Raw genomic sequence first — 23,552 nt, forward strand, 5'->3', positions numbered from 1 at the left:
ACGACTGGCACTCCCTCTCACCGCCTTGTGAGCGGTGAGAGGGAAACGTACGCGGCTCGGAAAAGGCTTACCTGACCAGGCGGCCTTCGTCGTCCCAGGAGTAACCGGCTTCCTCGAGCTCGGCCCGGGCAGCCTCCATGTCGAAGTCGAAGCGCTCGACGAAGGGGTCGTGCCAGAAGGTATTGACCGGCGCGATCACGCTGGAGCCCACCTCGCCACGACCGTCGAGCAGCACGTTGACCATGCGCTCGCGGTCGGTGGCCATGGTCAGGGCACGGCGCACGGCGCGGTCGTCGAACGGCTCGCGACGCAGGTTGTAGGTCATGTGGAAGTAGCCGAAATCGGGCACGTTGACCACGGTGAGGTGGTCCTCGCCCTCGGCCAGGCCGATCTGGCCGGGCTCCATGCGCCAGGCGGTGACGTCGATCTGGCCGGTCTGCAGGCCGGTGTAAACGCCCTCCATGTCGGCGTAGATGATGAACTCGACGCCATCCGCGGCGATCTCGTCAGCGTGGAAGTGCTCCTCGAACTTGCTCAGCGCCATGAACTCGCCGCGATCGAAGCGCTCGTGCACGAAGGGCCCGGAGCCGACGGTGGGAATCTGCGAGGGCGAGAGCGTCGAAGCGTCCTCGATCTCCTCCCACAGATGTTTGGGCAGGATCGGGATCTGCGACAGCGAGATGCTGGCAAAGGAGGCCGAAGGTTCGCTCAGGTGAAAATGCACGGTATGTTCGTCGACCTGCTCGGCCCGCTCCAGCGCGGCCAGGTAAGAGTTGAAGTAGCTGTAGTCCTGGTCGAGATAGTAGTTCCAGGTGAAGGCGACGTCCTCGGCGGTGACCGGCTCGCCGTCATGGAAGGTCATGCCCTGGCGCAGGGTCACGGCCACGGTGTTGTCGTCGACCTGATCCACCGACTCGGCGGCCCAGGGCAGCGGCTCCACATCGGCGGAGAGACGTACCAGGCGATCGTAGTAGAGGCGCATCCACTTCCAGCCCCATACCGAGGTGGACGCCAGCGGGTTGAGGTTGTCCGGCTCCTGCGGGCCGCCGATACGCAGGATGGAACGATCGCCCACCGGGCGTGCCTCCATCGGCCCCCACTCGCTGTAGAGCCCCTCACCGGCCATGGGGTTGATGCCTTCGAAGGCATCGTGATTGAACGCTACCACCTCATCGCGATGGAACAGCACGACGAGAGGCGCGTCGGGCTTGTAGAGCTCCTGCATCTCCTGAACGATACGCTGGCGCTCGTCCATGTCGAAGGCCTGGGACTGCTGGTCGAACAGCGCGTCGAACTCCGGATTCTCGTAGCCCCCCGGGTTGTTGCCGCCGAGATTGGACTGGCGTGAATCGAGAGTGCTGAGGAAGAACTGCGGATCGAGACGGTCGGTGCGCCCGCTCCAACCGAGAATGGTCGCGTCGAAGTCCTGCTGATCGTAGAAGCGCTCCAGCGCAGTGCTGAACTCGGTGGGCTGGACGTTGACCTCGAAGCCCAGTTCGCGCCAGCGCTCGGCGATGATGAAGGCAGCTTCGTAGCGGATGGGATCGTAGGACTCGGTGGTGGTCATCAGATTGATGGAAGCGACACGCTCCTGGGCCAGCACCTGGCCGCCGGCTACCATTAGCCCCACGCTCACCGCAGCGGACACGAGCTTGATGGGCACTCCGGCCCTGATCTTGTTTTTCACTGTTTTTTCCTCGGATTGTAGTTGTTATTCATGCCGGAAGCGCAGCCCGGCATGAATATCTCCAACCCAACCTAGGAAGCAGCGTTGAAGGTGTCAACCCTGCGCTTCAACGCTTGTCCTGCAGCCGCTGCCTGAGAGTGTCCCGCACCGGCCCCGTCTCCGGACGCTTGTTGCGCCATAGGAAGAACGACTCCGCGGCCTGCTCCACCAGCATGCCGAGTCCGTCGATACCCCGCGCCCCACGGGCCTCGGCCCAGCACAGGAAGACGGTGGGTTCGGCGCCGTACATCATGTCGTAGGCGCTGGCTCCAGGAGTAAAAAGCGCATCGGGCAACGGGGGCAGCTCGCCGGAAAGACTGGCACTGGTACCGTTGACCACCAGGTCAAACGGCCCCACGACCGCCTCGAAACCGCCGCCATGGATCTCGCCCAGATCGGCGAAATCCGCCGCCAGCGCCGCGGCCTTGGCCGCCGTACGGTTGGCCACCTGCACACGTGCCGGTCGCATCGCCAGCAGCGGCTCCAGCACACCACGCACCGCACCACCCGCGCCGAGCACCAGGATACGGGCCCCTTCCAGTGCCACCCCATGGTGCTGAAGATCGCGCACCAGGCCGACGCCGTCGGTGGTATCACTGTATGTGAGACCGTTCTTGCCCAGCACCAGCGTATTGACCGCCCCGGCCCGCTGAGCGCGACGGCTCAGGGTATCGCAGAGCTGGAAGGCTTCCTCCTTGAACGGCACGGTGACGTTGGCGCCGCGTCCGCCCTGGGCCACGAAGCGCTGCCAGGCGCCAGCGAAGTCGTCCAATGGCGCCTCGATGGCGGTGTACTCGAGCGCCTCGCCGGTCTGCGCAGCAAAAGCGGCGTGGATCAGCGGCGACTTCGAATGCGAGATGGGGTTGCCGAAGACGCAGTAGCGGTTGGTCATGAAGAGACTCCTCCCCCTGCTATTTCCCCCAGCCAGTCGCGGGGGCGCAGATACTCCCGATACAAAACCTCTTCGGCGCTACCCGGCTCGGGCGTCCAGCCGTACTCCCAGCGCGCCAGCGGCGGCATCGACATCAGGATCGATTCGGTACGCCCGCCGCTCTGCAGCCCGAACAGGGTGCCGCGGTCCCACACCAGGTTGAACTCCACGTAGCGGCCGCGACGGTAGAGCTGAAACTCGCGTTCGCGCTCGCTCCAGGGGGTGTCGCGCCGGCGCCGGACAATGGGCAGGTAGGCGTCGAGGAAGGCGTCCCCCACCGCGCGCTGGAAGGCGAAGCAGCTATCGAAGTCCCACTCGTTAAAGTCGTCGAAGAACAGCCCGCCCACGCCACGGGTCTCCTCGCGATGCTTCAGGTAGAAGTACTCGTCGCACCAGGCCTTGAAGCGCGGGTAGACCTCGGCGCCGAAGGGGGCGCAGGCGTCGCGGGCCACCCGGTGCCAGTGCACCACGTCTTCGAGCACCGGATAGTAGGGGGTGAGATCGAAGCCGCCGCCGAACCACCACACCGGCGCCTCGCCCTCCTTCTCGGCAATGAAGAAACGCACGTTGCCGTGACTGGTCGGCACGTGGGGGTTCTCGGGGTGCAGCACCCAGGAGACGCCTACCGCATGGAAGCCGCGACCGGTCAGCTGAGGCCGGGCCGCGGTGGCCGAGGGCGGCAGCCGGTCGCCGTAAACATGGGAGAAGTTGACCCCGCCCTTCTCGAACACGCGACCGTGCTCCATCACCCGGGAACGGCCGCCACCGCCGGCCTCGCGCTGCCAGCTCTCCTCGCGGAAACCGGCGCCGCCGTCCTCGGTGGCCAGGCCATCGCACAGCCGATCCTGCAGGTCGAGCAGGTAGGACTTCACCGTTTCGAGATTGGCTCGCACCGCGTCTCTCCTCGTCGCTGACTGGTCTAAGCCTAGGCCCGCAGCACCCGGCCGCTGCGCAGGTCGCGAATGGTGCTGGGCCGGTCGAGCCCACCCAGCTCGCCTTCGACGATGGCATCCAGTTCGTCGCCGAAGATCTCGCGCACCTCGGCGGCGCTCATGGCCGAGGGTTCGCTGGCCTTGTTGGCCGAGGTCGAGACGATCGGCCCACCGTAGGCCTGACACAGAGCGATGACACCGGGATGGTCGCTGACCCGCAGTGCCACGCACTCATGGGCGCCACGTACCAGCGCATGGGTACGCCCGTTGTCCGGCACCAGCCAGGTGTTGGGCCCCGGCCAGCTGGCGACCAGCGGCGCATGCAGCTCTGGCGGCAGCCCCTCGAGCCAGGGAGCGAACTGCGCGATGGAAGCGGCGATCAGAATCAGCCCCTTGGCCGGGTCGCGCTGCTTGAGCCGCAGCAAGCGCGCCACGGCCTCGTCGCTGTCGGGATCACAGCCCAGCCCCCACACGCCTTCGGTGGGGTAGGCAATCACGCCGCCACCACGCAGCGCGGCAACGGCGGCATCCAGTGTATCGGCCACGATCATGGGCTCTCCTGCGGGCAGTGCAACCGCCGCAGCCAAGTGACCGCGGCGATCAAGAAAGGTCGATATGCTAGCACGCTCAGGCCGTCTCCGGCAGGCGCACCCAGCCGCCCGGAGCCTGGGCGGCACGGCCCTCGAGTTCGAGCTCCAGCAGACGGCGCTGACAGTCGGACACGCTCAGTCCGGTCAGGTTAACCAGGGCATCGAGGGGAGACGGCGAGTCGCTCAGCCAGCGCAACAGCGGATCGGCCACACTGCCCGCCTCGGCGCCAGACGCCTGTGATGCAACCACGGGAGCCACCACGGCCGCCCAGTGGCTGAGTTCTTCGAGGATGTCGTCGATATGACGCACCAGCACCGCACCCTGACGAATCAGCTGCAGGCAGCCGCGGGCCTGGGGATTGTTGATCGAGCCGGGCAGCGCGAAGACTTCGCGATTCTGCTCCATGGCCAGCCGGGCGCTGACCAGCGAACCGCTCTTCTCGGCGGCCTCCACCACCAGCACGCCCAACGACATGCCGGTGACGATGCGATTGCGGCGGGGAAAGAAACCGGAGCGGGCCGGTGTGCCGGGCGAGTATTCGGAGAGCACCAGACCGCTATGTTCGAGCAACTGATGGTAGAGCCGTCCATGACGCGGCGGATAGATAACATCGGCACCGCAGCCCAGCACCGCCACACTGCGCCCACCGGCTTCGATGGCGGCCTGCTGGGCCGCCCCGTCGATGCCCAGCGCCAACCCGCTGACCACGCACCAGTCGCGGCTGGCCAGCTCGCGCCCGAAGAGCGCCGCATTGGTCAAGCCGTCGCGGGTGGGGCGACGGGTGCCGACGATGGCAAGCCCGGGGGGCTCCAGCGCGGCCAGGTCGCCGACTCCCCAGAGTAGCGGCGGCGGGTCGCCGATCTGTTCCAGCAGCGCCGGCCAGGCCGGGTGCCCCGGATACAGCAGGTGCCGCCCGGGCGCGGCCGTAAGCCAGGCCAGATCGGCCTCCAGCGCCTCGGTCAGCGGGCTGCGCCCCGGGTGGTCGAGCCAGTGGCGCAGCATCGTGGCCGCCTGATGCGGCAGCCGGGCCAGCCAGCCGGCGGGCCAGTCGGGGGCGGCCGCGGCGATCTCGGCCAGCCGCGCCGACCCCACGCCCGGCAGCTTCGTCAGTATCAACCACTCCTGTTGGCCAAGCACACTCTCTCCAGCTTTCACCGCTGTGCTACCCCCACCCCGCGCCGGGGGTTGTGCACGCGATCGCCGACTTCGAGGGTGCGCGTCGCCTGCATCACCAGGCCATAGCTCACCTTCTCGTAGGGCCGGAAGACCATGATCAGGCCGGCATCGGTGCCGGGCAGGCGCAGCGACTCGCCGGTGCGCGGGTCGATGATGCGCTCGCCCTGCTGCTCGACCTGCAGCACGTGTCCGATCTCGAGCCCGTCGCGGCGCCCCCGGTCCAGTGTCACCACCTGCAGCCGGCCGATGAAGCGCACCCCACCGGGCACCGCCAGAATGGCGCCTTGTACGTCGTGGTCGGGTGCACGTGGCACGAACTCGCTGACCAGTTCACGCTCCTCCAGCGGCAGCACGATGTCGTCATTGCGCACCTCCTGGTTGGCGGAGACGATCTCCATGATCGCAATGTCGTCTTCACTGCGATCGGCCCGCGCCCGACCGATGCTGACCAGCTCCAGACCCAGCAGTTCACCGCTGGCGCCATCCTGGTAGCGGTCGCCCACACGGTAGATGCCGTAACGCGACCCGCGCTGCAGCTCGCCGCGAGCATAGATTCGATCGCCCGCGCCGCTGATGATGCGCCGGTCGTTGCCGGCCACCACGTAGGCCAGTTCGTTCAAGGCTTCGGGGTCGTCGACGACCCGATGATCGCGCAGGAAATGGCGCACCGCATCGAGGGGGATCGGCTCGATGGCCTCGCGCACGGGCACGCGGCGCACCTCAGGCGAGAGTCGCACCTCGCCCTGGCCGCGTTCCAGCCCCAGGCAGGGGCGCCCGTTGCAGTCGTAGAGATAGACCACGTCGCCGGGATAGATCAGGTGGGGATTGCGAATCTGCGGATTGACCTGCCACACCTCCGGCCACTGCCAGGGATGGCGCAGGAAGCGTCCCGAGATGTCCCACAGGGTATCGCCACGCACCACCGTATAGCGATCCGGCGCATCGCTGCGCAGGCCCCGGTCCCAACTGAGCCCCTGGGCCTGAGCCAGCGCCGCGCAGAGCAGCAGCGCCATGCCGCCACCCCAGCTCAGCGCTCTCTTCACCAGAGTCCTTTTCATCAGAACTTGCTTCATCAGCACAATCTTCCGCGGCCTGCCGGGTTTCCGCTTCGTACTTTTCTGCATCCCGTCCGCTCCCCCGCCCTTCACCCCAGCTGTCCTGCGCGACGCATCCACACCCGGAACCGAGGTGCCATGCTATAGTCCAACACTATTGAATCGATATGCGGCCGGCAGTTTCACCCCGGCGCGCCACCCCCTAGAATAGGGGCAATCCCCGAATGACAGCATAACGGTGGTTCCAACGCCATGGCCAAATTGACTATCCTCGAATTTCCCGACGAGCGGCTGCGCACCAGGGCGGCGCCGGTCGAAGCGGTCGATGACGAGGTACGCCGGCTGGTCGACGACATGCTCGAAACCATGTACGACGCCTCCGGAATCGGCCTTGCCGCCACCCAGGTGGACGTCCACCGCCGCGTGATCGTGATGGACGTCAGCGAGGAACGCTCGCACCCCCTGGTACTGATCAACCCCGAGTACACGCCCATCGGCGAAGAGCGCGAGCTGATGTCCGAGGGCTGCCTGTCGATCCCCGAGTACTATGCCGAGGTGCCGCGCGCGCTGAAGGTCCGGCTCAAGGCGCTGGACCGCGACGGCAAGCCCTACGAGCTCGAGGCGGACGGCCTGCTGGCCCACTGCATACAGCATGAGTACGACCATCTCGAAGGTGTGCTGTTCGTCGACTACCTCTCGCCACTCAAGCGCGACCGCGTGCTCAAGAAAATGCAGAAGCGCCACAAGCTGCAATCTGCCTGACCCAGAATGACGGTTAACGAAGGCCGGCGCCGGTGCGCCGGCCTTCGTCGTTTGCGGCCGCCTCCGTTATGATGAGGGCAACCGTTCATTGGCAAGGCTCGACTCATGTCCCGACCTCTGCGCATCATCTTCGCCGGCACCCCCGATTTCGCTGCCGCCAGCCTGGCCTCCCTGCTGCACAGTCAGCACCAGGTAATCGCCGTCTACACCCAGCCCGACCGCCCGGCCGGCCGAGGCCGCAAGCTCACCGCCAGCCCGGTCAAGTCGCTGGCCCTGGAGCACGTGCTGCCGGTGCTGCAGCCCGAAACCCTGAAGAGCGCCGAGGTGCAGGCCGAACTGGCCGCCTTCGAGGCCGATCTCATGGTGGTGGTGGCCTACGGTCTGATCCTGCCCCAGGCGGTGCTCGATACCCCCCGCCTGGGTTGCCTCAACGTGCACGCCTCGCTGCTGCCACGCTGGCGCGGTGCGGCGCCGATCCAGCGCGCCATCGAGGCCGGTGACGACGCGAGCGGCGTGACCATCATGCAGATGGATGCCGGGCTCGATACCGGCGACATGCTATTGGTGAAGCGCACCCCCATCACCGCCACCACCACCGGCGGCGAGCTGCACGACACCCTGGCCCGGCTGGGCGGCGAGGCGATCGTCGAGGCACTGGATTCCCTGGCAGGCGACGGGCTTGCCGCCACGCCGCAGCCCGAGGCTGGCGTGACCTATGCCGCCAAGCTCTCCAAGGCCGAGGCCGAGCTGGACTTCAGCCGCCCCGCCGCCGAGCTTGCCGCCAAGGTACGCGCCTTCAATCCCTGGCCGGTCACCTGGTGCCACCTGGGCAGCGAGCGCCTGCGCCTGCTGATGGCCGAGGTCGGCACCGCACGCGATGACGAGCCCGCCAGCGTGCCGGGCACCCTGCTGGCGCCCGATACGGATGCACTGCGCATCGCCTGCGGCCAACAGGGCAGCGAGGTACTGCGGGTCACTCAGGCGCAACTGCCGGGCGGCAAGCCGCTGGCGGCCCGCGACCTGCTCAACGCCCGCCACGAGCGACTCCATCCCGGACACGTCCTTGGACAGGCCAACGAGGAGAGCGCCTGATGCATCGTTCCACGCCATCCACCCGCGCCGGCAAGTCGGTGCAGGACGGCGGCCAGGCGGTTCGCGCCAGCGCCGCTCGCGCCCTGGTGCCCGTGATCACCGCCAAGGGCTCGCTCAGCGACCTCGACGACCATCAGGTGGTGATTCGCGACCGCGCGCTGTTCAAGGCGATGTGCTACGGCGTATGTCGCACCCTGCCGCGTCTCGAGGCGTTGGCCGAGCGTCTGCTCAAGACGCCATTCAAGGCCCGCGACGCCGACGTTCAGGCGTTGCTGCTGCTGGGCATCTATCAGCTGCTCTATCTGCGCATCCCGGCCCACGCCGCCGTGGGTGAAACCGCCGGCGCCGCACGCCAACTGGGCAAGGAGTGGGCAACCAAGGTGCTCAACGGTTGCTTGCGACGGCTCACCCGCGAATCCGCCGCGCTGCAGGCCGAGGTCGATCAGGATCCGGCGGTGGCGCTGCTGCATCCGCGCTGGCTGCTCAAGGCCCTGCGCGAGGACTGGCCCGACGACTGGCGAGCCATTGCCGAGGCCAACAACCAGCCGGGCCCCATGGCCTTGCGCATCAACCGCCGTCGCGGTGACCGTGAGGCCTACCTGGCCAGGCTGGTCGAAAGCGGCATCGATGCGCGCCTGTGCACCCACTCCCCCGACGGCCTGGTACTGGAGAAGCCCTGCGACGTCCAGGCACTGCCCGGCTTCACCGAAGGCGACGTCAGCGTGCAGGACGAAGCGGCGCAGCTCGCCGCCGAACTACTGGGGCCGGCCCTGGCACCGCGCCCCGGCGGCCGCGTGCTGGACGCCTGCTGCGCTCCCGGCGGCAAGACCGCGCACCTGCTGGAACTGTTTGACATCGAGCTGCTGGCGCTGGACAGCGACGCCGTCCGCCTGGCCCGGGTCGAGGATACCCTGGAACGGCTGGGTCTTTCAGCCACGCTGGTGCACGCCGACGCCACCGGGCGCGACTGGTGGGACGGTACGCCCTTCGACGCCATCCTGCTCGATGCCCCCTGCTCCGGCACCGGCGTGATCCGTCGTCATCCCGACATCAAGCGCCTGCGGCGCGCCTCCGACATTGCCAAGCTTGCTGAGCTGCAGACACGCCTGCTCGACAATCTCTGGCCCCTGCTGCGCCCCGGCGGCTCGCTGCTGTACGCTACCTGTTCGGTGCTGCGCGAGGAGAACGACGAACAGATCCGCGCCTTCCTCGAACGCACCCCCGATGTGACCGTCACCACCCCCGCAGAGGTGAGCTGGGGCCGGGCGGTGGGTGCCGGGCGCCAGCTGCTGCCTGAGCCCGACAGTCACGACGGCTTCTTTTATGCCAGACTGAGGAAGCAGGGCTGACCCGCCCTGCCATCGATCACATGAGCAAGGAGCACCCATGAGCGATCACGTCTACAAGCACATCGAGCTTACCGGTTCCTCGGAAAAAGGCGTCGAGGACGCCATCCAACGCGCGCTGGAGAAGGCCTCACAGAGCCTGCACGGCATGCGCTGGTTCGAAGTGACGGATACCCGCGGGCATATCGAGAACGGCCGCGTCGCCCACTGGCAGGTCACCATCAAGGTGGGCTTCACCCTCGACTGACGACGACCGCTCCCTACGCGGCTGTTACATCACCTTCGGCTGGTTTATGCTAGCCACGGATGCTGCGGCGCCATATCGGCGTCGCAGAGTCGTTTGATGGGCCTGACAGCATATGAAGATCATCATCCTGGGGGCCGGCCAGGTCGGCGGCACGCTGGCCGAGCATCTGGCCCGCGAGGAGAACGACATCACGGTGGTGGACACCGACGGCGAACGGCTGCGCGAGCTGCACACCCGGCTCGACATCCGCACCGTGGTGGGCCCCGGCTCCTACCCGGTGGTGCTGCGCCAGGCCGGCTGCGAAGACGCCGACATGCTGATCGCGGTGACCAGCCAGGACGAGGTCAACATGATCGCCTGCCAGGTCGCCCACACCCTGTTTCGCACCCCCACCAAGATCGCCCGGGTGCGTGCCACCGCCTACCTCACCCGCAAGGGGCTGTTCGCCCACGAGGCGGTCCCCATCGACGTGCTGATCAGCCCCGAGCAAGTGGTCACCGACCACATTCGTCGTTTGATCGAGCACCCCGGTGCGCTGCAGGTGCTGGAGTTCGCCGGCGGCCTGGTGCAGCTGGTGGCGGTGAAGGCCTACTACGGCGGCCCGCTGGTGGGCCAGGACCTCGGCTTCCTGCGCCGCCACATGCCCAGCGTCGACACCCGGGTGGCGGCCATCTACCGCCGCAACCGGCCGATCATCCCCCGCGGCGACACCGTGATCGAGGCCGACGACGAGGTCTTCTTCATCGCCGCCCGGCGCGACATCCGCGCGGTGATGAGCGAGCTGCGCCGGGTCGACCGCGACTTCCGCCGGGTGGTAATCGCCGGCGGCGGCAACATCGGCGAGCGTCTCGCCGAACACCTCGAGCACAGCCATCAGGTCAAGATCATCGAGCATGGCCTGGAGCGCTGCACGGTGCTCTCCGAACGCCTCAACCGCACCGTGGTGCTGCACGGCAGCGCCACCAACAAGCGGCTGCTGGAAGAGGAGAACATCGAGGAGTGCGATATCTTCTGTGCGCTGACCAACGACGACGAGGTCAACATCATGTCGTCGATGCTGGCCAAGCGCATGGGCGCCAAGAAGGTGCTGACGCTGATCAACAACGCCGCCTACGTCGACCTGGTGCAGGGCGGCGAGATCGACATCGCCATCTCGCCGCAGCAGGCCACCATCGGCAGCCTGCTGACCCACGTGCGCCGCGGCGACATCGTCAACGTGCACTCGCTGCGCCGCGGCGCCGCCGAGGCCATCGAGGCCATCGCCCACGGCGACACCCAGTCGTCGAAGGTGGTGGGGCGGGCCATCGGCGAGATCGACCTGCCCCGCGGCACCACCATCGGCGCCCTCGTGCGCGGCAAGGAGGTGCTGATCGCCCACGACGACGTGGTGGTGGAGTCCGGTGATCACCTGATCCTGTTCGTGATCGACAAGCGCCGCATCCGCGACGTCGAGCGGCTGTTCCAGGTCGGGCTGACGTTCTTCTGATGGCCCGCCCGATGACACCCCGCGACGCAGGGAACGCCGCCCCATGAGCCTGCGAGTCATTCTCCGCATCCTCGGCCTGCTGCTGATGATGTTCAGCCTGACCATGCTGCCGCCGATCCTGATCTCGCTGCTGTTCGGCGACGGTCAGTGGGACGCCTTCATCATCGCCATTCTGATCACGGTGGTGACCGGGTTGGTGATGTACCTGCCCAACCGCCGGGCGCGCAAGGAGCTGCGCATTCGCGACGGCTTCCTGATCGCGGCGCTGTTCTGGAGCGTACTGGGGCTGTTCGGCTCGCTGCCGCTCATGCTCACCGGCGATGCCGCTCTGGCTCCCACCGACGCCGTGTTCGAATCCTTCTCGGGACTGACCACCACCGGCGCCACGGTGATCACCGGCATCGAGTTCCTGCCCGAGTCGGTGCTCTACTACCGCCAGCAGCTGCAGTGGTTGGGCGGCATGGGGATCGTGGTACTGGCGGTAGCGATCCTGCCGACGCTGGGGGTCGGCGGCATGGCGCTCTACCGCACCGAGATCCCGGGGCCGCTGAAGGACTCCAAGCTGACCCCGCGCATCACCGAAACCGCCAAGGCGCTTTGGTACATCTACGCCGCGCTGACGCTGACCTGCTTCCTGGCTTATCTGGCCGCCGGCATGAACTGGTTCGATGCCCTGGGTCACAGCTTCTCCACCGTGGCCATCGGCGGTTTCTCCACCTACGACGCCAGCATCGGTCACTTCGACAGCGCCGTGATCGAACTGATCTGCGTGTTCTTTCTGATCGTCTCGGCGATGAGCTTCAGCCTGCATTTCCTGGCTTGGCGGGGCAGGCAGCTCAGCCACTATCTGCACGATCCCGAGGCACGCTTCCTGCTGCTGTTCCTGTCCGGGCTGATCGTCATCGCCGTGGTGTCGCTGTGGCTGACCGGCACCTACGACACCGAGCGCGGCCTGCGTCACGGCCTGTTCCAGGCAGTCTCTATCGCCACCACCGCCGGTTTCAGTGTCGCCGACTTCTCGGCCTGGCCGGGAGCGCTACCCTTTCTGCTGTTCATGGCCGCCTTCGTCGGCGGCTGCTCCGGCTCCACCGGCGGCGGCATGAAGGTGATCCGCATCATCCTGATCCTGAAGCAGGGCATGCGCGAGGTGATGCGCCTGATCCACCCCAGCGCGGTGATCGCGGTGAAGGTGGGCAAGGTAAGCGTGCCGGACGGCATCGCCCAGGCGGTGTGGAGTTTCTTCTCGGCCTACCTGATGTTGTTCTTCCTGATGCTGGTGGGGGTGATGGCCACCGGCGTCGACCAGGTTACCGCCTGGTCCTCGGTGGCCTCGGCACTCAACAACCTGGGACCGGCCCTGGGCGAGGCTTCCGACAACTACGGCGAGCTACCGTTACTGGCCAAGTGGATCCTGGTAGTGGCGATGCTGCTCGGCCGCCTGGAGATCTTCACCGTGCTGGTGCTCTTCACGCCCGCCTTCTGGCGCAGGTAAACCCGGCGCCGAGTTTGGTTCGGGGCTCGGCTTCGTGGATAATCGAGGCTTCACTCCCTGCAACCCGAGCGTTCATGACCGACTCCCAGGATTCCGTGACCGACCCCCGCCAGGAAGGCGCCTTCAGCGGCCCCCATCGCGTCGTCGAGGTGGGAGAGACCCGCTATACCCTGCTAGGCACCGCCCACGTCTCCGCTGAGAGCGCCGAAGACGTGCGCCGCATGATCCGCTCCGGTGAATTCGATGCCGTGGCCATCGAACTGTGCGACGCCCGCCATCACAACCTCAGCAATCCGGATGCGCTGGCTCAGCAGGACCTGTTCGAGATTTTTCGTCAGGGCAAGGCGGGCATGGTCGCCGCCAACCTGGCGCTGGGCGCCTTTCAGCAGCGCGTGGCCGAGCAGTCCGGCATCGAGCCGGGCGCCGAGATGCGTGCCGCCCTGGATGAGGCCCGCGCTCACGACCTGCCGCTGCTGCTGGTCGACCGCGACGTGGGCGTGACGCTCAAGCGTATCTATCATAACGTGCCCTGGTGGCAGCGCATGTCGCTGTTCACCGGCCTGCTCGGCAGCGTGATGTCGCGCCAGGAGGTCAAGCCAGAAGAGATCGAGAGGCTGAAGGAGGGCGACGTGCTGGAGTCCACCTTCAGCGAGTTCGCCGCCGAATCGGAAGCCCTCTACACGCCTCTTATCACCGAGCGCGACCGGTACATGGTGCTGCGCCTGGCCGAGCAGGCCCCACCCGGGCGCTACCGCAACGTGCTGGTGGTGATCGGTGCCGGGCACATGAAAGGCATGGTCGAGCATCTCGAGGCCCCGCTGCCCGCTGCCCCGCAAACGGAACGCGAGAGCCTGGAAGCCACTCCGCCGCCATCGAAGATCTGGCGCGCCCTGCCCTGGCTGATCACAGCACTGGTGCTGACCGGCTTCGCCATCGGCTTCTCGCGCAATACCGAGCTCGGCTGGCAGCTGGTCGGCGAATGGTTCCTGATCAACGGCGTGCTCTCGGGGCTCGCCACGCTGATCGCCCTGGCTCACCCGGTCACGGTGGTGGCCACCATGTTCGCCGCCCCGTTGACCTCGCTCAACCCCACCATCGGCGCCGGCTTCGTCGCGGCAGGGGTCGAGCTGTGGCTGCGCAAGCCCAAGGTGCGGGACTTCTCGACCCTGCGCCACGACGTCACCGAGCTCAAGGGCTGGTGGCGCAACCGCGTTTCACGCACCCTGCTGGTATTCCTCTTCGCCACATTGGGCTCCGCTGCCGGCACCTGGGTGGCGGGCTTCCGCATCGCCGGCGCCTTGATGGGTGGGCCGGCCTAGCCGGCGTCGCCTTCGCCGGGCTTTCGCTCCCGCCCTCTCTCAGCCCCCTCTTCGCCCGAGCCGGCTTCGCCGGCACGGGCGAAAGCCTCGATGACCTGCGCCACCACCTTGCGTTGCTCTACCGGCAGCGCCAGGTAGCGCTGCAGCACACGACGCTCCTCGGCGCTGACCGACGCCTCCCAAACGCCGTGGGGCTCGCTCACCCGATAGTTACCATGCTCGCCGAAGCGCAGCGTCTGCGGTTCGACTCCTAGCCACTCGGCCAGTACTTGCAACTTCTCTTGCTGAGGCAGGGTTTCGCCGCACAGCCAACGCCTCACGCCTTGTAGCGTGACGGGCTTGCCCCAGTAGCGCAGATTGAACTCTCGTTCGAGCACGGCAGGGCGCGGTTCGTAGCCGGCGGCACGCATGGCGGCGGCCAGACGCTCGGCAAAGGCGGTCTTTTCATTCATCGGTGGAATGTGCCGCGCCAGCCAGGGCTACAGTTGAACCAATGGTTGATGCCATCAAACAACAAATGGTTTACTTTCATTATGTCAGAGGCCCTCGTACGCCCGCCAACCATCCCGGATGGCCTGGCGCACCGCAGGGAGGACGGCAGCCACCCGCTGCCGGCGATACCACAGGGAACCCTCATGCCGGACTCGCTTGATAAGGAACTCGATGCGAGCATCTGCCCATCCGTGCCACCCATCGGGGATGCACTACAACCGCACGGCTGTCTCATCGCTTTCGACAGCGATTGGCAAAGCGTGCGCCTGGTGAGCGCCAATCTCTCATGTTTCTTCGGCGTTTCGGCCAGCGAAGCGCTCGGACGGCGCCCGGAACAGGTGCTGGGGGCCGACACCGCAACGGCTCTGGCACGAACCTTGGCCATAGGAGCCCCCGGCATGACGATCCCCTCGGGCCAAGCGGATGTGGCCTCGCGACATCTCTATGTCTCCACGCGCGTATCCGGACAACATGTCGTTATGGAAGTGGAGCCCCTGACGACAGAAAGCCACGATTTACCGGGGCTCGGTCATGCCTGGAGCACCCGCCTCGCCCGGGCCGGCAATCTCCATGAACTGCACGCCCAATTGCTGCGGGCGCTGCAGGCCCTGAGCGGCTTCGAATCCTGCACGCTGCATAGCCATGAGTATGGCGGAGATGGCATGCGGCGTGGCCAGGAAGGCATGCGCCTGGAGCCTTTTCCCAGCACCGTTGAGCATCGCATCGGCACACCCTTGATGCTGGTCGACAGTAGGGCGAAACCGGTCGAGCTGTTGGCGATACCTGGACCGCTGCCCGCCCCATCGCCCTGCTCACTGCGACTGCCTCCCCCAAGGCTGGGGGGCTGGCTGAAAGGCCGACAGGCGCGTGCGGCACTCATCCTCGCTCTGCACGGGACGACCCCGGGCCAAAGCCTGGTGGTTTGTCGGGACCGGCAACCACGCCATCTCCCCCCGCCCCTGCGCCACCTGCTGCAACAGTTGGTTCAACTGGCTGCGCTACGCGGAGCGCTACTGCACGAGAAGCGCGAAACCAAGCACCGCTACCGCCTGCTGCACGAGCGCAATACCAAACTTCAGTGGCTGGCCTACACCGATCCGTTGACCCAGGTGGCAAACCGCCATCGCATCGAGCAGGTACTCGAGGCCGAGCTGACACTGGCCAGCCGCAACGGCAAGCACATGACCCTGCTGCTGTTCGACGTCGACCATTTCAAGCCGATCAATGACACTTACGGGCATGAGGTGGGCGACCGGGTGCTGCACCAAGTGGCACGGGTGGCCCAGACGCAGTTGCGCAAGAGTGACTACTTGGGCCGCTGGGGCGGCGAGGAGTTCATCGTCGTGGTGCCCGGCTGCGACCTGGCTCGGGCTCAGGAGCTGGCCTGGCGCCTGTGTCAGGCTCTTGCCGGCTCCACCATCGAACCGGTCGGCCAGGTCACGGCCAGCTTCGGTGTTGCCGTCAGCCAGCCCGGCGACACCTCGCGCAAGCTGGTACAGCGTGCCGACCGCGCCATGTATCGCGCCAAACGGGCGGGGCGTGCCTGTGTCAGGACCCAGGAGATCGACGAGTGATGCGCGTCACTCTCCCTGGCACGCCAGCAGCCGGCGCATGGCCGCTGTCGGCTGCTCGAGCTTCTCGTAGCGTCGGCTGGCGTCGTAGCTGACGTTGAAGGCGTCGAAGTAATCGTCCAGCACTTGAGCTGCATGCTCATCGCCGCTCTGGCGCAGCAGCTCGGCGGCCACCTCGGCGGTGCATAGATGGGCCTGGGAGGCGGGCTTGCGCAGCCGATAGCGAGTCAGTCGCGTCGTCGCCAGCGGCAGCACCGGCAAGCGGTCGAGATAGGGGCTCTTGCGGAAGATGCGCCTCGCCTGGCGCCAGGTGCCGTCCAGCAGGATGAATACCGGCGTCCTGCCGCTGGCCTTGACCTCACCTACTACGGCCATGTCCACCACGCGATCGGCATAGTCCGGCTGGTCGTCGGGAAAGATCACGAAGGGCGCAAAGCGCGGATCGTCGAGCAGCGCCAGCAGGCGCTCGTCGGGCACCGTGCGGTACCAGGTGAACACCTCGGTATCCGGCAGCACGTCGCGAATCAGGCGCCCGGTATTGGTCGGCTTGAGATGCTCCAGCGGATGCGTGATCAGCCACACCCGCGCCTCGCTCTCGGCGTTGACCCGGTAAGGACAGAGGCAGTTGAGCACCGGCAGATTGCAGCCGGGACAGCGCTCGGTGAAGCTGCCCCGCGCCTTGAACTCGCGCCTCGGCGGGCGGGAATGACCAGTTGCGGGGTCATGGTAATGCCCGGCCTCGGGGGTTTGGGAATGTCCGGTCTCGGGGGCGTGGTCGGCAAGGTCGGCCTGGCCAGTCTCATCCAGCATCATCACGTATCCAGGGGCGGCGGGTGCGGCATTCTAGCATCCTGACGCTCACCCCAGCAGGGTTTCTGGTACCCAAAGCCGCCCCTCGCGCCGCCAGTGGCGCACCAGCTCCGGCACCCCTTTGCCGGCGGGTTGGCTGATGCGAAACACGCCAGGCGGCGCCAGCGCCGCGGCCTCGGGGTCCACCAGCACGCTGGGCGCGTCGAGCGGCGTATGTTCGAGCAGCGAGGCCGCCGGCATCACGGCCAGCGAGGTGCCCACCACCAGCAGCATGTCCGCCTCGGCGACGATCTCGCAGGCCTCGCCGAAGTGCGGCACGCTCTCGCCGAACCACACCACGTCGGGGCGCAGCTGACTGCCCTTGTCGCAGATGTCGCCTAGCTCGATGCCGCCGCGGGGCAGCGGATACTGCATGCGGGCATCCACCGTGGAGCGTGCCTTGAGGATCTCGCCGTGCAGGTGCAGCACGTTGCGCGAACCGGCACGCTCGTGCAGGTCGTCGATGTTCTGGGTGATGATGCTGACGCGAAAGCCCTGGCGCTCGAGATCCGCCAGGGCCTTGTGCGCGGCGTTGGGGCGTGCCCGGCGCACCTGCTCGCGGCGCAGGTTGTAGAAGTTCAGCACGCGCGCCGGATCTCGCCGCCAGGCCTGGGGCGTGGCGACCTCCTCGATGGGATGCTCGGCCCACAGGCCATCGCCGGCGCGAAAGGTCTGGATGCCGCTCTCGGCACTGATGCCCGAGCCGGTAAAGACCACCAGGTGGGGCTGCCTTGGGTCTGACATGTCTCTCCTTGGATCAACGCGCCGCCGCTCGGGCGCTCAATAGACCAGGCCGTTCTCCTCGCTGGCGCTGAAGCGCTGCTTGTTGCGATAGGGATAGACGTCGATCACCCGCCCATCGACGATCGCCTGCTGCACGCTCTTCCAGTAGTCGGCATCGAACAGCTCGGGGTGGAGCTGGTAGAAAAGTTTGCGCAGCTTGAGATCGGCGAACAGGAACGGCCCGAACTCCTCGGGGAAAATATCATTCGGCCCCACCGAGTACCAAGGTTCGCTGGATAGCTCCTGCTCCGGGTACATCGGCTCGGGAATGTGACGGAAGTGGCATTCGGTGAGGTAACAGACCTCATCGTAGTCATAGAAGATCACCCGGCCGTGGCGGGTCACGCCGAAGTTCTTCAGCAACATGTCACCGGGGAAGATGTTGGCCGCCGCCATCTGCTTGATGGCGTTGCCGTAGTCCTTGAGCACCGCGTGGGTCTCTTCCTCGCTGCACTGCTCCAGGTAGAGATTGAGCGGCGTCATCATGCGCTCGGTGTAGCAGTGCTTGATGATCACCTTGTCACCCCTGAGCTGCACGGTGGAGGGCGCCACCTCCAGCAGATGCTCGAGGCACTCCGGGGCAAAGTGGTCCTTGCGTGCGATGAAGTTGGAGAACTCCTGGGTGTCGGCCATGCGCCCGACCCGGTCGTGACGCTTCACCAGCCGGTACTTTTCGCGCACGGTGTCGTGGCTCATCTCCTTGGAGGGGTCGAAGCGGTCCTTGATGATCTTGAACACGGTACGAAACGAGGGCAGCACGAATACCGCCATGACCATGCCGCGCACGCCCGGCGCGATGATGAACTTGTCCTCACGCCTGGCCACCTGACGGTTCAGGGCACGGAAGAACTCGGTCTTGCCGTGCTTGAAGAAGCCGATGGCGGAATAGAGCTCGCCCGCCGGCTTGTCGGGCATCAGCTGCTGCAGATAGTCGACGAACTCCCCCGGCACCCGCACCTTCACCTGAAAGTAGGCGCGGGTGAAGGAGAAGATGATCGAGACCTCATCCGACTCGATCAGCACGGTATCGAGATGCAGCCCCTCCCCCTGCTCATGCAGGATCGGCAGCACCAGCGGCACCTGGGTGCCGTCGCCGTGAATCCGCCCCACCAGATAGGCGCCCTTGTTGCGATAGAACACGCTCTTGAGCAGCTCGACCTCAGCGTCCGGGGCGTCGAGCAGGACCTGAGGCAGGTGCCCGCTCAGGAACTCGCCTCCCAGACGCGCGTCACGCTCCAGATCTTCGAAGGGAGTCTCGAACGGTGCCTCGACGAGCGCCCAGCGAATCGCCGCCTCCCAGTCGCCATTCACCTGCAAGCGGCGACACGGCTCCAGGCCCGAGTGGTGGGCAGCCGCATCCCGCGAGCTATAGACGAACATCCAGTCGTTGCGGATATGACGGTGATGGAAGATCGAACAGAACAGCGAGTTGAAGTAGGTCTCGGCCAGCTCGTAGTCGAGCCGCTCGCTGATCATTTCGGCATAGTGATTGCGCGCCTCACGCCAGCACTCGCAGTGGGTCAGGTCGTCCTCGTCCAGAGCCCGCTTCAGCCGCCCCAGGGTCTCGCCGACCTTCTCCTCGTAGAGGTTGATGCGTTCGGCCGAGGCCTGCTGCGCCTCGCGCCAGGCGGCGTCGCGAAAGCGCCGGCTGGCATCGGCGGTGATCTCCTTGAAGCGGGTACGGTACTCGTCGAAGCCGTGCAGAATGGTCGCGGCAAGGCGATAGGCGGGGGAATGCTTCATGGCAGACTCCGAGCGACGTTATTCGACAGCTTCGCCAATTCTCGTTCGGGATGCGAGCCGACCATGGTGGTGGCGGCTGTAGTTTCGCAACAGCCGACGTAACACGAACGTGATCTCAATGAAACGATTTCGTCATCGAGCATTGGCAGGGTAGGGCCACCAATAAATGCCCAATTCCAACCATTCGAGGTGACTCATGTTCAAGCTCGTTCTCCCCTTTGCCGCCCTTGGCCTAATGGCCGCCGCCACTCAGGCTCAAGCAGCAGAATCTTGCCCCGCCACCCTGCGCTTCGCCGATACAGGTATAGAGGGCACCGAGGAGCTCCAGCGCGCATTCAGCGACTTCGTCGAGGAAGTTGAGTCGCGCCTGAGCGTCAATGTAGAGTTTTTCCCTGTAGGCAACCGTACTACCGCTATCAACGCCCTGCGCTTCGAGCAAGTCGATATCGTACTGGCCGGCCCCTCGGAATACGTGCTGATGGCCGAGCGTGTCGATGGCGTCCAGCCCATCACCGCCATCGTACGACCTGAATATTACTCCGTGTTCATCGCCGCCTCCGACAGCGGCATAGAATCGCTGGAGGATCTGCGCGGCAAGCATGTGGCCATGAAGGATCATGGTTCCACTACTGGCCATATCATGCCCAGCTACATGCTGCACAAAGCCGGCCTGGACATTGACCGCGACTTGCAGATCTCGCTGCTCGACGGTGCTCGCATGCAGGCCTTGGCTTCCGGCGAAGTAGATGCCGTGGGTACCGGCGTTCGCGACTTTGCCCCCTTTGCCTCCCGCCACGGTGAGGATAGTTATCGCATCATCGAGCGTGGCCAGGATATGCCGGGCGACCCCATAGTGGCCGGTCCGCATATATCCGCCGACTGCGTCAGTGAAATCCGGGAGGCCTTCATGGCTGACCCGGTGGGCCTGTTGCAGGCGATCCTCTCCCCAGGCGAGCGCGACAAGTACATCGGCGCCGAAATGGTTCGCGTGAATGACGCGGAGTACGACGTGGTGCGCGAATCCTACGCCCTGCTGGGTCTCAACGACTGAGTGTGAGCCATATGCAAGTGACAGTAAGCGACCTGACCAAGGTCTACCCGGACGGCACTCGTGCCATCGACGGACTGTCGTTCGAGGTGGCTCCCGGAGAGGGCGTGGTGATCCTCGGCCACAACGGCTGCGGCAAGTCGACTCTGATGAAGTGTCTGACCGGTCTCGAGCGCCCCACGACGGGGCGCCTCGAGCTGGATGGCGTAGACCTCACCCGGGCCTCCCGTCGTCAGCTGCGCCCGCTGCGTCAGCGTATTGGCTGCGTATTCCAGAAGTTCAACATGGTTGGCAACCTCTCGGTACTGCAGAACGTGCTGTTCGGCCTGATGGGTCACCGCGGCATCCTCGCAAGCAACGCGCTGACCGCCAGTCGTGAGTCGCGCATGGCAGCCATGGGAGCCCTGGAGCGAGTCAGTCTCGCCCACCTAGCAGCGCGCCGCACCGACACCCTCTCCGGTGGACAGCAACAACGCGTAGCCATCGCCCGCATGCTGATGCAGGACGCTGAGATCGTGCTTGCCGACGAGCCGGTGGCAAGCCTCGACCCCAAGGCCGGCCGCGAGGTCATGGAACTGCTGTGGTCGGTGGTACGCGAGCGCGGCATGACCGTGCTCTGCGTGCTGCACCAAATCGAACTCGCCCGCGAGTTCGGCGACCGACTGATCGGGCTCAAGCAGGGCCACCTGGCCTTCGACCAGCCGAGCAGCGCTGTCAGCGATAACGACATCACGGCCCTCTATCAAATCGACAACCAGCAGGAGGCCGAAGCGGATGACCGTACCTTCGTCCCGACACAGCGCACCGCCCAGGCTTGAGCGCCCTTCCGCCATTGCCTTTATTCTGCTGATCGGGTTGGCTGCCTTCTTCCTGACCGGCCTGCAAGGCGCCAATATCAATCCGGAGCGGCTGATCCGGGGCGTCTCCAACCTGGGCACCTTCTTCGGCGAGGCGATGCCGCCGAATTTCTCGCGCTGGGACGTGATTGCCACCGCCATGCTGGAGACCTTCCAGATGGCTATCGTCGGGGTAGTGTTCGGGGTCATCCTTAGCCTACCAATGGCCCTGCTGTGTGCGCGCAACACCAGCCCGCACCCTGTCGTCCGGGTCATCTCACGCAATATCGTCGCGACTCTGCGCACCGTGCCGGATCTGGTATGGGCGCTGATATTCGTGGTGGCCGTGGGGCTCGGTCCCCTGGCGGGTATTCTTGCCATCATCATGGACACCATCGGCTTCTGTGCGCGCTTCTTCTCCGAGCGTATCGAGGAAGTCGACCCTGGCCCGGGCCAGGCACTGGCCGCCACCGGCGCCTCGCGTAGCGGCGTGATATGCGGGGCCATCCTGCCGGAGTGCACTCCCTCCTTCGTTGCCACCAGCCTGTTTTCGGTGGAGAAAGCGGTACGCAGCGCCGTGGTGCTTGGACTGGTGGGCGCCGGGGGCATCGGTGTGGAGCTCTCGGCCTCGATGAACCTGTTCCGCTACGACCAAGCCCTGACCGTCATTCTCGCGATCCTCGTGGTCGTGATCGGCGTCGAGCAGATCAGCGCCTGGATCCGCAAACGGGTGATCTGATCCTGAGGAAGTACCCACAAGCGGATGCTGGCCGCCTCGAGCGGCCTTTATCTCAGGTGCAGCCTGCTCTCAGGTGCAGCCTGGCGATTTCCTCAACCCGTCGCGGAGGCGCTGGAAGACGGGGCTCAGGGTCATTGTCATCTCGCTGACATCGTTTCCCGTTAATCTGGGCTTTTTTCAGAGAGGCTGCGTCATGCCCACCCCTGCGCTCCGGATCGACCGCCTGCATAAGCGCTTCGGCCAAGTCGTGGCGCTCGATGGCATAGATCTCATGCTGCACAGAGGCCAGGTGCTTGCCCTGCTCGGCCCTTCCGGCTGCGGCAAGACCACACTACTACGTTGCATCGCCGGCCTCTCCGAGGCGAATGAAGGCGAGATTCATCTCGACGGCGAATGCGTTGCGGCACCGGGCCGCCATCTGAGTCCCGATGATCGCCGACTGGGCATGGTCTTTCAGGATTACGCCCTCTGGCCACACATGAGCGTGTACCAGAACGTGGCGTTTCCGCTTGAAATGCAGGGGGTGAAGGCCAACGCCCGCCGCCCCCAGGTGGAATGGGCACTCGCGCTGGTGGGACTTGCCGATTTCGCCGAGCGCACTCCCGGCGCGCTTTCGGGTGGCCAGCAACAGCGAGTCGCGCTGGCCCGGGCCATCGTGGCCAAACCGCGCTTGCTGCTGATGGACGAACCGCTCTCCAATCTCGACAAGGGCCTGCGCGAAAGCTTGGCGCTGGAGATCCGCAGCCTGATCGAGGAGCTCGGCCTGACCGCCGTCTTTGTCACCCATGATCAACACGAAGCCTTTGCTCTGGCCGACCGGGTCGCCGTGCTGCAGCAGGGCCGCCTACAGCAGGTCGACTCACCCGAAAGGCTCTTCCACACCCCGGCCACCCCAGCCATTGCCGATTTCGTGGATGCCGGCACCCTGCTCGACGCTCAGCTCGACGCCCACGGCCTTGCGATCGCCGATACCCGGCTGCCACTCGCTGCGGCCTGCAGCCATCAAGGCGAGATTCGCCTGCTGCTGCCGCGCAGGGCCCTTCACCTCTGCGCCCCCGACGATGGCCTGCTTCGCGCACGCATTACCGGTCGACTATTCCAGGGCGAGCACCTGTCGCTTCAGCTCACCCTGGCCGACGGCCGCACGCTCAAACTGCATGCACCTCATGCTCCTGAGCGCGGCTGTCTGGTAGGGGTCGGCATCGATGTCAGCGCTTTGCGTGCGTGGGATGCCAACGCAAGCCTGCTCGACCTCATACCACGCCCAGGCGTGGCCACTCCAGTACCGGCTAAACCCGACCTACGCCACTCAATCGATGACTCAGGAGAATGACCG

22 protein-coding genes are annotated in these 23,552 nt (G+C 66.0%); 12 read left to right on the forward strand and 10 right to left on the reverse strand.

Annotated features, from left to right (window positions below; all coding sequences use genetic code 11):
- Nucleotides 1-67 precede the first annotated feature (67 nt).
- From HOP59_RS20005 to HOP59_RS20030, 6 genes are all read right to left on the reverse strand, one after another.
- Nucleotides 68-1,687 (reverse strand): ABC transporter substrate-binding protein, encoded by a 1,620-nt coding sequence (locus tag HOP59_RS20005; protein ID WP_010626627.1) that lies wholly within the window; start codon nucleotides 1,685-1,687, stop codon nucleotides 68-70.
- 106 nt (nucleotides 1,688-1,793) lie between these two features.
- Nucleotides 1,794-2,618: a shikimate dehydrogenase gene (aroE, locus tag HOP59_RS20010; protein ID WP_234255322.1), complete on the reverse strand. Its 825-nt coding sequence runs from the start codon at nucleotides 2,616-2,618 to the stop codon at nucleotides 1,794-1,796.
- Entirely contained in the window at nucleotides 2,615-3,550 is a 936-nt protein-coding gene (hemF, locus tag HOP59_RS20015; protein ID WP_234255324.1) for an oxygen-dependent coproporphyrinogen oxidase, read from the reverse strand. The genes aroE and hemF overlap by 4 nt, the downstream gene beginning before the upstream one ends.
- 32 nt (nucleotides 3,551-3,582) lie before the next feature.
- Nucleotides 3,583-4,140 (reverse strand): L-threonylcarbamoyladenylate synthase type 1 TsaC, encoded by a 558-nt coding sequence (gene tsaC / locus HOP59_RS20020; RefSeq protein WP_234255326.1) that lies wholly within the window; start codon nucleotides 4,138-4,140, stop codon nucleotides 3,583-3,585.
- 76 nt (nucleotides 4,141-4,216) lie between these two features.
- Nucleotides 4,217-5,317, reverse strand: coding sequence for a DNA-processing protein DprA (dprA, locus tag HOP59_RS20025; RefSeq protein WP_234255328.1), 1,101 nt, complete (start codon nucleotides 5,315-5,317; stop codon nucleotides 4,217-4,219).
- A gap of 14 nt (nucleotides 5,318-5,331) precedes the next feature.
- Nucleotides 5,332-6,414 (reverse strand): LysM peptidoglycan-binding domain-containing protein, encoded by a 1,083-nt coding sequence (locus HOP59_RS20030; RefSeq protein ID WP_234255330.1) that lies wholly within the window; start codon nucleotides 6,412-6,414, stop codon nucleotides 5,332-5,334.
- Nucleotides 6,415-6,663: 249 nt separating this feature from the next.
- On the opposite strand from HOP59_RS20030, the gene def reads away from it, so the two are divergent.
- From def to HOP59_RS20065, 7 genes are all read left to right on the forward strand, one after another.
- Nucleotides 6,664-7,173 carry a peptide deformylase gene (def, locus tag HOP59_RS20035; protein ID WP_010626621.1) on the forward strand — a complete coding sequence of 170 codons (510 nt, stop codon included), beginning with the start codon at nucleotides 6,664-6,666 and terminating at the stop codon, nucleotides 7,171-7,173.
- A 105-nt stretch (nucleotides 7,174-7,278) separates the two neighbouring features.
- Complete coding sequence (fmt, locus tag HOP59_RS20040; RefSeq protein ID WP_234255332.1) at nucleotides 7,279-8,265, forward strand: methionyl-tRNA formyltransferase; 987 nt, start codon at nucleotides 7,279-7,281, stop codon at nucleotides 8,263-8,265.
- The gene (gene rsmB, locus HOP59_RS20045; RefSeq protein WP_234255334.1) at nucleotides 8,265-9,614 is read left to right on the forward strand and encodes a 16S rRNA (cytosine(967)-C(5))-methyltransferase RsmB; all 1,350 of its coding nucleotides are present in this window, start codon (nucleotides 8,265-8,267) and stop codon (nucleotides 9,612-9,614) included. Before fmt ends, rsmB begins: the two co-directional genes overlap by 1 nt.
- A gap of 37 nt (nucleotides 9,615-9,651) precedes the next feature.
- A complete protein-coding gene (locus HOP59_RS20050; RefSeq protein WP_010626618.1) occupies nucleotides 9,652-9,858 on the forward strand; it encodes a dodecin in 207 nt (68 codons plus the stop codon).
- Between the two features lie 112 nt (nucleotides 9,859-9,970).
- Complete coding sequence (gene trkA, locus HOP59_RS20055) at nucleotides 9,971-11,344, forward strand: Trk system potassium transporter TrkA (protein WP_234255336.1); 1,374 nt, start codon at nucleotides 9,971-9,973, stop codon at nucleotides 11,342-11,344.
- Nucleotides 11,345-11,387: 43 nt separating this feature from the next.
- Complete coding sequence (locus HOP59_RS20060; protein WP_234255338.1) at nucleotides 11,388-12,836, forward strand: TrkH family potassium uptake protein; 1,449 nt, start codon at nucleotides 11,388-11,390, stop codon at nucleotides 12,834-12,836.
- 74 nt (nucleotides 12,837-12,910) lie between these two features.
- Nucleotides 12,911-14,155, forward strand: coding sequence for a TraB/GumN family protein (locus HOP59_RS20065; protein ID WP_234255340.1), 1,245 nt, complete (start codon nucleotides 12,911-12,913; stop codon nucleotides 14,153-14,155).
- On the opposite strand, the gene HOP59_RS20070 is transcribed toward HOP59_RS20065, so the two are convergent.
- The gene (locus tag HOP59_RS20070; RefSeq protein WP_234255342.1) at nucleotides 14,152-14,607 is read right to left on the reverse strand and encodes a transcriptional regulator; all 456 of its coding nucleotides are present in this window, start codon (nucleotides 14,605-14,607) and stop codon (nucleotides 14,152-14,154) included. The genes HOP59_RS20065 and HOP59_RS20070 overlap by 4 nt on opposite strands.
- Before the next feature lie 183 nt (nucleotides 14,608-14,790).
- Here HOP59_RS20070 and HOP59_RS20075 point away from each other — a divergent pair, with 183 nt between their 5' ends.
- Nucleotides 14,791-16,221, forward strand: coding sequence for a sensor domain-containing diguanylate cyclase (locus tag HOP59_RS20075; RefSeq protein ID WP_010626613.1), 1,431 nt, complete (start codon nucleotides 14,791-14,793; stop codon nucleotides 16,219-16,221).
- 6 nt (nucleotides 16,222-16,227) lie between these two features.
- On the opposite strand, the gene HOP59_RS20080 is transcribed toward HOP59_RS20075, so the two are convergent.
- From HOP59_RS20080 to aceK, 3 genes are read right to left on the reverse strand one after another with little or no spacing between them, the layout of a single operon-like run.
- On the reverse strand, nucleotides 16,228-17,028 hold the full coding sequence (locus HOP59_RS20080; protein WP_234255344.1) for a tRNA-uridine aminocarboxypropyltransferase: 801 nt from the start codon (nucleotides 17,026-17,028) through the stop codon (nucleotides 16,228-16,230).
- 48 nt (nucleotides 17,029-17,076) lie between these two features.
- Entirely contained in the window at nucleotides 17,077-17,811 is a 735-nt protein-coding gene (locus HOP59_RS20085; RefSeq protein WP_234255346.1) for an SIR2 family NAD-dependent protein deacylase, read from the reverse strand.
- 36 nt (nucleotides 17,812-17,847) lie between these two features.
- A complete protein-coding gene (gene aceK, locus HOP59_RS20090) occupies nucleotides 17,848-19,593 on the reverse strand; it encodes a bifunctional isocitrate dehydrogenase kinase/phosphatase (protein ID WP_234255348.1) in 1,746 nt (581 codons plus the stop codon).
- A gap of 196 nt (nucleotides 19,594-19,789) precedes the next feature.
- On the opposite strand from aceK, the gene HOP59_RS20095 reads away from it, so the two are divergent.
- From HOP59_RS20095 to HOP59_RS20110, 4 genes are all read left to right on the forward strand, one after another.
- Nucleotides 19,790-20,644: a phosphate/phosphite/phosphonate ABC transporter substrate-binding protein gene (locus HOP59_RS20095; protein ID WP_234255350.1), complete on the forward strand. Its 855-nt coding sequence runs from the start codon at nucleotides 19,790-19,792 to the stop codon at nucleotides 20,642-20,644.
- Between the two features lie 11 nt (nucleotides 20,645-20,655).
- A complete protein-coding gene (gene phnC / locus HOP59_RS20100) occupies nucleotides 20,656-21,459 on the forward strand; it encodes a phosphonate ABC transporter ATP-binding protein (RefSeq protein WP_234255351.1) in 804 nt (267 codons plus the stop codon).
- Nucleotides 21,416-22,216, forward strand: coding sequence for a phosphonate ABC transporter, permease protein PhnE (gene phnE, locus HOP59_RS20105; protein WP_010626607.1), 801 nt, complete (start codon nucleotides 21,416-21,418; stop codon nucleotides 22,214-22,216). Before phnC ends, phnE begins: the two co-directional genes overlap by 44 nt.
- 193 nt (nucleotides 22,217-22,409) lie before the next feature.
- Nucleotides 22,410-23,549 carry an ABC transporter ATP-binding protein gene (locus tag HOP59_RS20110; protein ID WP_234255353.1) on the forward strand — a complete coding sequence of 380 codons (1,140 nt, stop codon included), beginning with the start codon at nucleotides 22,410-22,412 and terminating at the stop codon, nucleotides 23,547-23,549.
- Nucleotides 23,550-23,552 lie beyond the last annotated feature (3 nt).

It is taken from the genome of Billgrantia aerodenitrificans (assembly GCF_021404405.1).
Lineage (GTDB): Bacteria > Pseudomonadota > Gammaproteobacteria > Pseudomonadales > Halomonadaceae > Halomonas > Halomonas aerodenitrificans.